Source organism: Pseudomonas sp. SC3(2021) (assembly GCF_019856535.1).
GTDB lineage: Bacteria > Pseudomonadota > Gammaproteobacteria > Pseudomonadales > Pseudomonadaceae > Aquipseudomonas > Aquipseudomonas monsensis.
Map to the genome: position 1 here is coordinate 3,577,014 of NZ_CP082236.1, position 13,218 is coordinate 3,590,231.

General features: G+C 57.1%; 12 protein-coding genes. 4 read left to right on the top strand and 8 right to left on the bottom strand.

Features of this window, described 5'->3' with window-relative positions:
• Positions 1–154: 154 nt before the first annotated feature.
• The 4 genes from K5Y35_RS16005 to K5Y35_RS16020 all read left to right on the top strand — a co-directional run bounded on the left by K5Y35_RS16005 (position 155) and on the right by K5Y35_RS16020 (position 5,824).
• Positions 155–1,597 (top strand): mannose-1-phosphate guanylyltransferase/mannose-6-phosphate isomerase, encoded by a 1,443-nt coding sequence (locus K5Y35_RS16005; protein ID WP_123466645.1) that lies wholly within the window; start codon positions 155–157, stop codon positions 1,595–1,597.
• Between the two features lie 150 nt (positions 1,598–1,747).
• Positions 1,748–3,112, top strand: a complete 1,365-nt coding sequence (locus tag K5Y35_RS16010; RefSeq protein WP_123466643.1) for a phosphomannomutase — start codon at positions 1,748–1,750, stop codon at positions 3,110–3,112.
• A gap of 100 nt (positions 3,113–3,212) precedes the next feature.
• Positions 3,213–4,436, top strand: coding sequence for a glycosyltransferase family 4 protein (locus K5Y35_RS16015; protein ID WP_148050916.1), 1,224 nt, complete (start codon positions 3,213–3,215; stop codon positions 4,434–4,436).
• Positions 4,433–5,824 carry a glycosyltransferase family 4 protein gene (locus tag K5Y35_RS16020; RefSeq protein ID WP_222832328.1) on the top strand — a complete coding sequence of 464 codons (1,392 nt, stop codon included), beginning with the start codon at positions 4,433–4,435 and terminating at the stop codon, positions 5,822–5,824. Before K5Y35_RS16015 ends, K5Y35_RS16020 begins: the two co-directional genes overlap by 4 nt.
• Before the next feature lie 48 nt (positions 5,825–5,872).
• Here K5Y35_RS16020 and K5Y35_RS16025 read toward each other — a convergent pair whose 3' ends face one another.
• From K5Y35_RS16025 to K5Y35_RS16060, 8 genes are read right to left on the bottom strand one after another with little or no spacing between them, the layout of a single operon-like run.
• Positions 5,873–7,174 (bottom strand): glycosyltransferase, encoded by a 1,302-nt coding sequence (locus K5Y35_RS16025; protein ID WP_222832329.1) that lies wholly within the window; start codon positions 7,172–7,174, stop codon positions 5,873–5,875.
• Positions 7,171–8,208: a glycosyltransferase family 4 protein gene (locus K5Y35_RS16030; RefSeq protein WP_123466635.1), complete on the bottom strand. Its 1,038-nt coding sequence runs from the start codon at positions 8,206–8,208 to the stop codon at positions 7,171–7,173. Before K5Y35_RS16030 ends, K5Y35_RS16025 begins: the two co-directional genes overlap by 4 nt.
• The gene (locus K5Y35_RS16035; RefSeq protein WP_123466633.1) at positions 8,205–9,239 is read right to left on the bottom strand and encodes a glycosyltransferase family 4 protein; all 1,035 of its coding nucleotides are present in this window, start codon (positions 9,237–9,239) and stop codon (positions 8,205–8,207) included. Before K5Y35_RS16035 ends, K5Y35_RS16030 begins: the two co-directional genes overlap by 4 nt.
• Positions 9,239–10,342: a DegT/DnrJ/EryC1/StrS family aminotransferase gene (locus K5Y35_RS16040; protein WP_222832330.1), complete on the bottom strand. Its 1,104-nt coding sequence runs from the start codon at positions 10,340–10,342 to the stop codon at positions 9,239–9,241. Before K5Y35_RS16040 ends, K5Y35_RS16035 begins: the two co-directional genes overlap by 1 nt.
• A 10-nt stretch (positions 10,343–10,352) precedes the next feature.
• Positions 10,353–10,982, bottom strand: a complete 630-nt coding sequence (locus K5Y35_RS16045; RefSeq protein WP_123466629.1) for an acetyltransferase — start codon at positions 10,980–10,982, stop codon at positions 10,353–10,355.
• Complete coding sequence (locus tag K5Y35_RS16050) at positions 10,979–11,515, bottom strand: hypothetical protein (protein WP_222832331.1); 537 nt, start codon at positions 11,513–11,515, stop codon at positions 10,979–10,981. The genes K5Y35_RS16045 and K5Y35_RS16050 overlap by 4 nt, the downstream gene beginning before the upstream one ends.
• A 4-nt stretch (positions 11,516–11,519) precedes the next feature.
• On the bottom strand, positions 11,520–12,263 hold the full coding sequence (locus K5Y35_RS16055; RefSeq protein ID WP_123466625.1) for an ABC transporter ATP-binding protein: 744 nt from the start codon (positions 12,261–12,263) through the stop codon (positions 11,520–11,522).
• Positions 12,264–12,275: 12 nt separating this feature from the next.
• On the bottom strand, positions 12,276–13,076 hold the full coding sequence (locus K5Y35_RS16060) for an ABC transporter permease (protein WP_123466623.1): 801 nt from the start codon (positions 13,074–13,076) through the stop codon (positions 12,276–12,278).
• Positions 13,077–13,218: the final 142 nt, after the last annotated feature.

Genomic DNA, 13,218 nt, shown 5'->3' on the forward strand with positions numbered 1-13,218 from the left:
CTTTTAAGGGTGCGAGTGTCATGGGTTCCGTCGCCTTGAAGCGGGCAGACGGGGCAAGGGTCCTTCACCTGATTCGGTGCAGGAACGACTAGAAACATAACTGAGCCTGCTTTCCTGAAGATCACCGCAGGAAAGGGGATTAAGGACTTAGAGCATGGAACTGATTCCCGTAATTTTGTCTGGCGGAGTGGGCAGCCGGTTGTGGCCTGTTTCCCGTGAAGCCCATCCCAAGCCTTTCATGGATTTGCCGGATGGCCAGAATCTGATCCAGAAGACGTTCCTGCGTGCTTCACGTCTTGAAGGTGTCGTGGAAGTCCTTACGGTGACCAACCGTGAGTTGCTGTTCAAGACTGAAGACGAGTACGGGGTGGTCAATACCGCCAAGCATGCGCAAGGGTTCATCCTCGAACCGTTCGGGCGCAACACTGCGGCGGCAGTAGCGGCGGCAGCATTGCAACTGGAGGCCACTCATGGCCCCGACGCCCATATGCTGGTGCTGGCAGCCGATCACCTGATCAAGGACGAAAAGGCCTTCGCCGCCGCAGTTGCCAGCGCGGTTGCGCTGGCAGGTGAAGGCTGGCTCGTCACTTTCGGTATTCAGCCGACGTATCCTGAAACGGGCTTTGGCTACATCGAAGCGCAAAAGGATGCCCCGCTCAACGGTGGTTTGAAGGTCGCGCGGTTTGTCGAGAAGCCGGATCTGGAAACCGCACAGGCTTACGTAGGTGCTGGCAACTACTTCTGGAACTCGGGCATGTTCTGCTTCCGTGTCGGCACCGTTCTGGAAGAGCTGCGTCTGCATGCGCCCGACGTCGTCGAGGCTGTTGCGAAAACCATCGAGGTGTCGCGTCTGACCTCGTCCAGCAAATACCGTTGCCTGGCCCTGGATAGCGAAAGCTTCGCCCAGGTGCCGGATATCTCCATCGACTATGCGCTGATGGAGCGCTCGGACAAGGTCGCGACCATTCCTTGCGATATCGGCTGGAGTGACATCGGTTCCTGGAACGCCGTAAGCGAATTGACTGCGCCAGACGAAAACGGCAACCGCTTCGAAGGTGAAGTGCTGTCTCACGGTTCGCGCAACAACTATGTGAACAGTGAGGGGCGTCTGACAGCTCTGGTCGGTGTGGAAGACCTGTTGGTCATCGACACCCCGGATGCGGTGATGATCGCCCACAAGGACCATGCCCAGGATGTGAAGCACATCGTCAACCAGCTCAAGGCCTGCAGCCATACGGTGCATTTGCTGCATCGCACGGTCCACCGGCCATGGGGTACCTACACTACCCTGGAAAATGGCGAGCGCTTCAAGATCAAGCGTATCGTCGTGAAACCGAAGGCTTCGCTCTCATTGCAGATGCATCACCATCGCAGTGAGCACTGGATTGTTGTCAGCGGGATGGCCGTGGTGGTCAACGACCAGCAGGAACTGATGCTCAACACCAACGAATCGACGTTCATTCGCGCCGGACACCAGCATCGCCTGATGAACCCGGGCGTCATTGACCTCGTCCTCATTGAAGTGCAAAGCGGCGATTATCTGGGTGAAGACGATATCGTGCGTTTTGAAGACAACTACGGCCGCGTTGACAAGTAACCGCGTGCTGCCAGTCATAAGCCTGGTCGGTGATTGTTTTGCCGATCAGGCTTATTTGCATGTGCCCACCTGCGACTTCAATCCCTATAGATGACACACAGCCGTGGCGCTCCCCATCCGCCGTCTCGGACTACCAGGCAAGAGATCAAAATGCATACCCCGATCAAAACCCGATGCTTCAAGGCTTATGACATCCGTGGCGAAGTGCCGTCCGACCTGAACGAGGATGTCGCTTATCGAATTGGCCGTGCAATGGTCGTTGAGCTGCAAGCTAAAAGCATTGTGCTGGGGCGAGACATGCGCCTGGAAAGCCCGATGCTCGCCGAGGCGATGACCCGGGGTTTGAGGGAGGCGGGCGCGGATGTCATAGATATCGGACTGTGCGGTACCGAAGAGGTCTATTTTGCCACCAGTGCATTCGGTGCCGACGGCGGGGTGATGATCACCGCCAGCCATAATCCAAAAGGCTACAACGGGATGAAGCTGGTCAAGTCGCAGTCGCGACCGATCAGTGGCGACACAGGCCTCAATGCGATTCGTGACCGGGTGGAAAGCGGCGATCTCGGTGCGCTGGCGGACAAGGCTGGTGACGTTCGGCATGAGCTCGATAAGAGCCGCTACATCGATCACTTGCTCACCTATATCAACGTCGCAGAGCTCAAGCCGCTGAAAGTGCTGGCCGATCCGGGCAATGGCGCGGCCGGTCCGGTGTTGCAGGCCCTGATCGACAAGCTGCCGTTCGAATGGGTAGTGATCAATGCCGAGCCAGATGGCCATTTTCCCAACGGCGTACCCAATCCGCTGCTGCCGGAAAATCGCGAGCTGACCCGCCAGGCGCTGCTCGACAATGGCTGTGATGTCGGGCTGGCATGGGACGGCGATTTCGACCGCTGCTTCTTTTTCGATGAAACCGGCCGATTTATCGAAGGCTATTATCTGGTTGGGTTGCTGGCAGAAATGCTGCTCAAGCAACACCCCGAAAGCAAAATCATTCATGACCCGCGCCTGACCTGGAATACCATTGATCAGGTCGAGCAGGCCGGTGGTGTGCCGGTGTTGTGCAAGACCGGGCATGCCTTCATCAAAGAGCGCATGCGTCTTGAAGATGCCATTTATGGTGGCGAAATGAGCGCTCACCACTATTTCCGCGATTTCGCCTACTGCGACAGCGGGATGATTCCCTGGTTGCTCGTGACGGCCCTGATGTCCACCACGGGCAAGACCCTGGCGCAACTGGTCGACGAGCGCATTGCTGCCTATCCGTGCACCGGCGAGATCAACTATCGCGTCGAGGATGTACCGGCGATGCTGCAGAAGGTTCTGGCGCATTATTTGCCGCAGAATCCTGAGATCGACAGAACCGACGGCATCAGCGTTTCCTTTGCCGACTGGCGTTTCAACCTGCGCGGCTCCAACACCGAACCGCTGTTGCGGCTCAATGTTGAAGCCAGAGGCGATCAGGCGTTGATGTGGGCGCGTTTGAAAGAGATCGAGCTGTTGATCAAGGGCGCTTGAGTCTTCGTTTCTTTGGTATTCGACGGCGCCCGAGTCTCGATGAGCGAACCATTGCGGTGCGGGTGCAGGTTGTGAAATATCAATTCAATAGGTTCCTATTTTGAAAACGGTTTTATTGTTAAGCACCTATCCGATCGCCTCTCCCCGACACGGGGGGCAGGTCCGGGTTGCCAATATCGCGAAAACCTTTGGCGAAAATGGCTGGAGTGTGACTCATCTGGCGGTTTATGAGCCGGAGGGCTATCCGCCTTCAAGCCTGGGAGCCAACGATGTCAGTTTTCCCGCTGGCAGCCCCTTCCGGAAATACAAGGGCACCTATGTTCCCTTGATCAACGACTTGCTTTCGGGCGAATTCGCCGCATCGGAACAAGGCGGGTTCGCAGACATTCTCAAGAAATTACCGCCGGTTATCGACGTGATTCATGTCGAGCAGCCGTGGCTGTGGCCGTTGGTACTGAAGATCCGTCAGATGCCGCAGCACGCCAATGCGTGCCTGATTTACGGATCGCAGAACATCGAGGCTCCGCTGAAGCAGGAAATCCTCGACAGCTACGCTATCAAAGGTGCGGAGCCGGTCATCGCGGATATCGAGGCCCTGGAGCGCAAGGCGGCTCTTGAGGCCGATATTGCCGTGGCCGTTACCCAGGCGGATTACGACATTCTCCAGGCCTGGGGGGCGAAGAAACCACTGCTTGCCTCCAATGGAATCGCGCCTTGGTCGGCGAAGCCGGAGCTGCTCGCCAGCTGGAAAGAGCGTCTGCCGCAGTCTCCGTGGATTCTCTATGTTGCCAGCGCCCACCCGCCTAATTTCAAGGGCTTCAATGAGTGCCTCGGCAGTTCACTGGCGTGCATACCGCCGGATAGCAAACTGGTGGTGGTCGGCAGTGTGTGTGAGCACCTTGAGGCAGCGCTGCGTGACAGTCGCTGGGGACAGCTGAATCTGTCGCGTCTGCAGCTGCTCTACATGCTGCCGGATGAAGACCTGGATGCCGTGAAAACGCTGGCGCATGCGTTCCTGTTGCCGATTCCTCATGGTGGCGGTTCCAACATCAAGACGGCCGAAGCCATCTACTCGGGCAAGTACGTCATCGGCACAGAATCGGCTTTCCGTGGCTTTGAGCAGCACCTGAATCTGCCGGAAATCAGTGTTGCCCGTACGCCGGACGAGTTTCATGCGGCGATTCGCCTGCGCCTGACGGGGCCGGCAACCATTGATGCCAACGGGCCGGACAGAGTTTCCCGCGAACCATTGACCTGGGTCCGTAGCCTTGAGTCGATCCCGCATGCAGCGGCAGAAGTCATTGAAAAGAAGGCGCAAGCATGACCACCTGGTTTGATGTAACGACCATTCTCGGCTGGCGTCGGCCGGCGGTAGGCATTATTCGCACGGAGGCAGAGGCTGCCACCCATGCACTTGAGTTGATTGCTGCGGGCGAAGATGTGAAGTTTTGCTTCTACAGTCATGCCACCGGTTACAGCGCAATTGACGCAGCCGAGGTCGCTGCCACCCTGAAAAGAATTTCTGGCGCGCACATGCCTGCGCCAGGCCGGATCGCTGCAGGCAGTTCGAGTAAAAGTTCAATCGAGGCCCGGTTGAAAGAAAAGGCAATCAAGGTACTCAATCGCCTGCCGCCCAAGGTGAGCGGGCGCATTTATCAGTTCTTTCAATTGCGCCGTACCTCCATTGTCGAAGCCGTGATTGGTGTTCGACACCTGAAGTCGGCGACTCTGGCGTTCTTCAGGCCAGCCAATCGCAGCCATGTGTTCAATCCTTCGTTTCACAAGGTGCGCACCGGCGGTCATCCTTTTGCAAAGGGCGATAGTTACATCTCGGTTGGGCTGGACTGGGACAACAAGAACCTGCCGCATCTTTATGAACTCAAGAAGCAAGTTGGTCTGCGCGTCGTTCTTTTCTGCTACGACGTGATTCCGGTAAGACTGCCGCATCTGTGCGTCGGTGATGTGGCCGCCAAGTTTGCCAACTACTTTGCCGATGTTGCGTGGTGTGCGGACAAGATCCTGTGTATCTCGGAATGCACGCGCAAGGATCTGGTCGCGCTACTCGAAGAGTTGGGTGCCCCTGTGCCCGAGACAGCGGTGGTCAAGTTGGGTTGCCAGCTCTCCCATGAGTTGAGCGACACCATCAGCGCAGATGTGCAGGCCTTGCTGAAAGAGCGCTTCGTATTGTTCGTTTCGACGATCGAGCGCCGCAAGAACCATGAGGTCCTGTACCGTGCCTATACCCGTCTGATCGATGACGGAGTCAAGGATTTGCCGAAACTGGTGTTTGTCGGGATGCCGGGTTGGGGGGTAGGTGATTTGTTGTCGGATATCGCGCTTGATCCGCGGACAAAGGACTACATTCGCATCCTCAACAACGTTTCGGATTCTGACCTCATGCACCTGTATCGCAACTGCATGATGACGGCATTCCCGTCCTTGTATGAAGGCTGGGGTTTACCGGTTGCAGAAAGCCTGGCTGCCGGCAAGTACTGCCTGGCCTCCAATGCAGCGTCGATTCCCGAGGTGGGCGGGGAACTGCTGGATTATCTGGAGCCATGGGATGTGTCGGCGTGGGTCGCCGAACTGCAGAAGTATGCTTTTGATCCGCTGGCACTGGCGGCCAAGGAAGAAGCGATCAAGCGTGACTACAAACCCGTTGCCTGGAAAGACACGGCACAGTTTGTTTTTGGAAGTTTGAAGCAACAATAACGCGGGCGGTTTGCGGTGGATCAGATGCTGATCCACCGCACGTCCGGTTCAGACGATCGTATTGGTATTGAAGATGCTCAAGGGCTTGAGGATCTCCGGAGTCCCGAGCAATTCAGGGCTGGCTGACCATTTTTCGATGATGGTCGCAAAATGATCGACTGCCGAAATCACCACCTTCGCTCGAAGCACGACCGGAATGGCCTGTTCCAGCTTGTGAGCGTAATTCTCGGCGGTGAAAGTCTCTTTGGCCCATGCTTGCGCCTGTTTGCCGATCTCGGCGGCCGAAGATGGCTTGCTGCGCAGCGAAAGGAAAATCTTTTTCAGATCTTCAATTTCGTTGTCGGGCGACACTTTCAATACATATTGGTCCGGTAGTTCCTTGTAGAAGCCGGTGTCGGTGACGATCGTGGCTTTGCCATAGAGCATCGCTTCAATGGCTGAAGCAGAAGCGGCTTCCAGGCTAGGCCAGCGCAGGCAACTGATCACGTCGGCTTCTCTGATGGCTTCGGACAGCGTGGCATCGTCGACTTCGTTGGAAATGATCAGTTCGACCCCACCCTTGGCGGCCATTTCGGTCAGTTTACTTTCGACGTCCGGAAGAATGGCGCCTACCAGGCGATAGCTGATGTTCTTGCGCAATGAAGCGTTGCTTGCGATGGCCTTGATGCAGCTTTCAACCCGCTTGTTCGGGTTGACATGGCCGATCGTCAGCACCTTCAGTTTGCCGTCACTTTTGCGTTCTTCTTCGGCGTCAACAGCTCCCGGTGCATCGTAGGCCAGCGGCGTCACGAAAACCGGACCTGCACACGCATCCATTACCCGCTTGCAGCCCCAGTTACTGTGGGTGATCACGCCGGTGGCCATCGAGCTGATCCATTCGGTCAGCGGGGCAGTCTCGCGTGTCGAGCTGATAAAGGTGGCGCTATCACTGACATTGAAGTAGTTGGTGGCAATTTTGCTGCCATACCACTGAGTCAGGATGTCATTGGCCTCATCGCGTCGTTGTTGCGCCCAGCCCCAGAACAGGTGGCCAAGAAAGAAATCGTGCAGGCAAACAATGCCCGGGGCCTTATGCAGCCAGGCGACGCCACCTTCATGAAACTCGTAATTGTCGCCGATCTGGTAGACAAGGCAGTCGGCGCTGGCCACTTCTTGAGCAACCTGCTCTTCGTCGGTCCAGGGGATGGCGGTGCAACCAAAGTCGTGCGGCTCTTTGGCCAGGACATGGGCGCTCTCGGTTCGTACCAGAACAACGTGATGCTGCTGGCTCAGCAGTGCACGCACCACGAGGCGCGTCATCCGGCCAATGGCAGAGGATTTGACGCCGGGTGTGAAGATGACAAGTTTCATTTGAGAAGCGCCTCGATGGTCTCGGGCCAATTGATGCCCAGCGTATTCCACAGCGCCTGGGCGCCTTCACCATACTGGATGGTCCGGGTCTTGCTCTCAAAAGCGGCATTCATGGCTTCCGCGAGACTTTCGGCGGTGGGTTCTGCCCGCCAGCCGGACTCGTGGGGGGTGACCAGGCCAAGGATCCCGCCACTGTCTGTCGTGGTGATCAGCGCTTTGCGCGCCGTTGCAGCTTCCATGGCCACATAGCCCAGCGAATCTTCGTCAAAAGGGATGTAGGCGACGGCGAGCGCCTGATTGACGTAGTTGACGTAGGTGGCACGGGGCAGGAAGCCAAGGTCAAGCTTGACGCGGTCATGCAGGCCGAATTCGTTGATGATCGAATGCAGTTGCAGCGTATCGGCATGGGACTCGGGAGGGCCGGCAATGACCAGCTTGACGCGTTGATCGGCTTTGGCGAGCGCCTGCAGGAGCAGGTACTGACGCTTCATGCTGTTGACGCGGCCACCGGCAAAAATATAGTCGCCATACTCCCCGCCGGTGAGCGCTTCCGGGTCGTTGACCGGCGGCAGCAGCACCTGCGAATCGAACCCGTTGTATTTGAACAGGCGCTGTCGCGTGACTTCCGAGTTGGTGTAGATGTGGCGGCTCTCGGCGAAAGTTTCGTTGTCCGCGTTGATGATGGCGTTGCGAATGTCCGTACCACTTTGGTCCGCTGGCAGATTGGTTTGCCCGACATCGTACAGGTCGTAGGCCTGACGATATTGATGCAGCAGCCACAATGACTTTCTGTGGTGGCGGACCAGATACGCCGGAAACTTCAAGGCGATGACGTGATCGGTGTTGAAGATTTCCATGGTGCGCGTCATCAGCATCTGCGAGGGGATGCGCGAGGCAGGTTCCCATTGAGCCGGTATGCGCATGACTTCGGCATCGTGACCGGCAATGATCAGGTTTCTTTGCAGATTGACAGCCAGCTCTTCCGCACCACCCCAGATGAACGGGGCCATGTTGTTTACAATCAGGACTTTCATGCCAACAGACGCTCCAGCACATGTGACCAGGAAATTTTCAAGTCAACCAATCGCTGTTTGGCGTTCTTGCCCATGGCTTCGGTGTTGCTCCGATCCCTGTACAGCTTGTCCATCGCCTGGGCCAGGGACTCGGGCGTCGGTTCGGCGATGTAGCCGTTATAGCCGTCCTTGACCAACTCCAGCACGCCACCCGAGTCGGTGGTGGTGAGAATCGGTTTTTCGGCGTGACTGGCTTCCAGGCTCGGATAGCCGTAGGAGTCCTCGTCGACCGGCAGGTAAGCGGCGGCGAGACATACCGACAGATGCTCGACCTTTTCCTCTTCAGTGATCCAGCGATCATCAAGGGTCACGCGATCTTCGAGACCGTATTCCTCGATCTTCTGCCGCAGGGAAATACCGTAGTCAGGCCCGCCCCCCGTTCCCAACAGACGCAGGCGAACCGGCGTCGTGGTATAGCTCAGTGCATCGATCAGCAAGTGCTGGCGCTTGTGATGTTCGAGGCGGCAGATATAAGCGATCTCGTCGTTGTATCCGGCGCAAAAGAACCGTTCCGATTCGAATACAGGCGGGTAGAGCACCTCGCTGTCGACATCGTTATAGGTCTTGAGTCGGTTGGATACGACCTTGGAGTTGGTGAAAATGGTCTTTGCTTCGCCCAGTGCCCTTGTATCGGCGTCAGCCAGTGCATCGCGGATGGCGCGATGCTTGGCGTTGTCCGGAAAGTCGCGATACGGGCTGTCCCACATATCGTAGAACGCACGGATATGGTGGATAAACCAGAGGATTTTATGCGGGTGAGGAATTAGGTGCGACTGGGGTCGGAAGCAGATGATCCGATCGGCGGCCTGAAGATCCACCCAACGCAGCGCCATCATCTGCTGGAACAGCAGATCCGGTGCATCCAGTTCAGGCAGGTAGACGACTTCGACCTGATGCCCGGCAGCCGTCAGGGTGGAGGCCAGCCAGTCGACGATATTTCTTCCGCCCCCGCGGATAAAGGGCACAAAAGTGGAGCAAAGGGCGATTTTCATCAGTCTGCCAAGACCTCACGCAGGCTGGCTGCAATTCTGATGATGTCTGCCTGAGTCAGGTCCTGGTGCGTTGGCAGGTTGATGCCGCGGCCCGACCAGAGGTCCGCCACAGGGTAGACATTGTCTTCCTTATAAGGTGGCAGAACGTGCATCGGATAGAAAACGGGGCGGGTTTCGATGCCCATCGCATCCAGTTTCTGCATGACCGCGTCGCGTTTGTGCTCGTCACCATCGGCCAGGAAGATGTTGTACATCCAGAACACCTGTTTGGCCCAGGAGGCCTCGGTTGGCAGAACGATCTTGCCCTTGAGGTCTGCCAGCGCTTCGTTGTACCAGCCGGCCAGACGATCGCGATCAGACAGTGCAGTGGCAATGTTTTCCATCTGGGCCAGACCGATGGCTGCCTGGATGTTGGTCATGCGGTAGTTGTAGCCAATCACCGGGAACCAGTACCGACGATTCGGATCCATGCCCTGACCACGGAACAGGCGCAGTTTGGCGGCCAGTTCATCGTCGTTGGTGGTGATCATGCCGCCTTCGCCGGTGGTGATGATCTTGTTGCCGAAAAAGCTGAAGGTCGCACAAGTCCCCAGGCTGCCGACTTTGCTGCCTTTTACTTCGGCACCGTGTGCCTCGGCAGCATCTTCCACCACCCAGAGGTTGTGTTTGCGGGCGATTTCATTGACGACATCCATTTGTGCAGGATGGCCATAGAGGTGCACCGGGATAATGCCTTTGGTTTTTGCAGTGATCTTGCTTTCGATCGTCTGCGGATCGATGTTCATGGTGTCGGCGCACACATCCACCAATACCGGGGTCGCCCCGCAATAGCGCACGGCGTTCGCCGTGGCAATGTAGGTCACCGTCGGGATGATGACTTCGTCGCCCGGCTGCAGGTCCAGTACCACCAGGGCCAGGTGCAGCGCAGTCGTGCCGTTATTGGTGGCGATCGCATGCTTGACGCCGCAGAAGGCTGCAAAGCTTTCTTCGAAGGCGCCGATGTATTTGCCGTTGGAAGAGATCCAGTTGGTGTCCAGGCAATCCAGCACGTAATTGCGTTCATTGCCGGCGAGCTTTGGTTGTGCAACAGAAATACGTTTCATGTTTCTTCCTTCAAATTTTGTGTAGAGCTTTGGCTGGCACGCCGACTACTGTGGTTGCCGACCCGATATTCGAAATGACCACGCTTCCGGCACCGACCATGACCGACTCACCGATGTGGATCTCGGGAATGATTTTGCTGCCGACACCGATAAAGCTCAGGGGGCCCACCTGCACGTTGCCCGCCAGCGCGCACTGAGGGGCGATGTGTGCCGCGGCTCCAATCACGCAATCGTGGTCAATGGTGGCGCCGGTGTTGATGATGCAAAGGTCAGAAATCGTCGCCTCGGCATTGATGACCGCACCGGCCATCACCGCAATGCCTGTTCCCAGCAAGGCTGAAGGTGAAACCACCGCCGCCGGACTGATGGCATTGACCAGGCGGAACCCCATTTCGGTGACTTTCCGGGCCAGCTTGTTTCTCAGTGAATTCGAGCCGATGGCAATGAACGCCTGTTCGTATCCGTCCTGACGCAGGGCTGCAAGGTGATCGTCGCTTTTGAGTACGGGGATGCCCAGGCAGGTATCCGGGCTGTCCGGATTACCAACGCAATAGGCCACCTTGTCGCCTTGCGCGTGCAGCAGTTCGATGCACACCTTCGCGTGCCCGCCGGCACCGACCACGATGACTTCAGTCTTCATGCGTCTTCACCTCGGGCCAGCCGCGTATTGTCCACGTGTTCACCCGGTGTGGCGTCTGCTACCGGGATATTGTTGCCGAGGCTTTTCTGTTCTATCCGGTCCAGTTGCTGTTGCAGACCTTCCAGCGAGTGCTGGCTGGAAAAGATTTTCTGTGACAACCGGGTCTGGATTTTCGCCGAGTTTGCCAGGCGCTGAAACTCCAGGACGATCTGCTGGTGCTGCTGGTACTGGATCTTTTGCAGCTTGCTGAACTCTTCCAGCATTTCCTGGCGGATGGCTGCGGTGAAGTAATTGCGTAGACGAAACAAAAGCGGGCGGGTCAGCGGTCGGGCGACGCGCAAGCTGTGGTGGGCAATGCGACGAAGCGTCTGCTTTGTGTAGTGGCGAATGATCAGGCGCATGCCTGGCTGCATAGGTGCGACGTCCTCGGGTACGGCGGCACCCGTTTCGATGTTGTGTTTTGCGTGCAGTCGTCTGGATGCCAGGGTGAAGGCCACCTGGATATCCACGCCATTGCGCTTGGTACTGTTCATTGGCTCAAGCTCCGAAATAGGCAGCGGTGACCGTCGCCGGGTCGCCATCCATCTTTATTTTGCCGTGTTCCAGCCACAGCACCCGATTGCAGGTGTGCATGACCAGTTCGCGCGAATGGCTGGCGATCACCAGGATATTGGTCGACTTCACCAACTCGTTCATGCGGATTTCAGCCTTGTGCTTGAAGCCTTCATCGCCCACCGAGAGCCATTCGTCCATCAACAGGATTTCCGGTTTGATCGTCGTCGATACCGCGAACGCCAAACGCAGGTGCATGCCTGACGAGTAGGTACGGATTGGCATATCGACGAAATCGCCCAATTCGGAAAACTCGATGATCTCGTCCAGCTTTTCGGCGATCTGTGCCTTGGTCATCCCGAGGATGCCGCCACGCAGGAAAATGTTCTCCCGCCCGGTGGCTTCCGGATCGGTGCCCAGCGAGATGTCGATCAGCGAGCCGATTTCACCCTTGATCACGGCAGTGCCAGTGGAGGGCTCGTAAACGCTGCTGAGCAGGCGCAGCAGGGTGCTTTTGCCGGCGCCGTTATGTCCAAGCAGTCCGACGCGATCGCCGTCGCGCAGGGTAAACGTCAAGTCTTCCAGTGCTCTGACAACTACGCGACCTTGTTGGTCCGCACCCAACTGACCGCCGGTCGCAACCTGCATCAGACGCTTTTTCAGGGAGCGGCCGTTAGCGTTGTAGATCGGGAAATCTACACAAACATTTTTGAATTCGATCAAGGACATTAGTAGTTCTTCTTAGAGCCAGTAAGCGATACGGCGCTTGTAGCGACCGTAGACCACGAGCGCAATGGCCCAGCCGACGACGGCCATGCCCAGGGAAACCCACCAGTTGGTGGCAGTTGGCAATTGACCGATCAGCGGCGAACGAACCACCGACATGATGTGATAGGCCGGGTTCAGGTCCAGCAGGTACAGCCCGGCACGCTGTGGCAGCAGGCTTGGCATCCACATGATCGGTGTGAGGTAGAACACGACTTGCAACAGACTCCCGACGATTTGCGGGAGGTCGCGGTAGCGTGCGCAGAGAATCCCCAGCAGCAGGGCAATCCACGTCAGGTTGAGCAGTGCCACGGCGAAGCCCGGGATGCTCAGCAGCGCCAGCCAGGTCAGTGGCTTGCTGACCGCGAGCAGCACCAGGGGAAAGATCACGATGTTGTGACCCAGAATCAATATGTTGCGCCAGATCATGCGCATGATGTGCGCGAATAGCGGGATCGGCAGTTGTTTGATGATGCCTTCGGCCGCAATGAACCCGGTGCATCCTTCAGTAATGACCGTGGACATGAAACTCCACAGGATCATGCCGATGGCGAGGAATGGAAGGAATTCCTGAATCGGCGAATTGAAGATCTGACCGAAAACCACGCCGATGGTACCGATCATGACACCCATGCTGATGGTCAGCCAGAACGGTCCCAGTGCCGACCTTCTATAGCGCTGCCGGACGTCTTGCCAGCCTAGCATCCCTACTAATGAGTAGCGCCTTGTCGCGGCGATGATGTCCGACACGGCGATACTTACTGAACCATTGCGCATTAATAGCACCAGATTGTTGATCAAAAAAACACGCCATTTTAGGCTGGGGGGCGGGGAGTGTCACCCTTTCTACATTATTTCTTTGTACTGTGCGGTGCGCAGTGTCAGGTAGCGGCATGAAGCCCGCAACTTCCTGATTTTT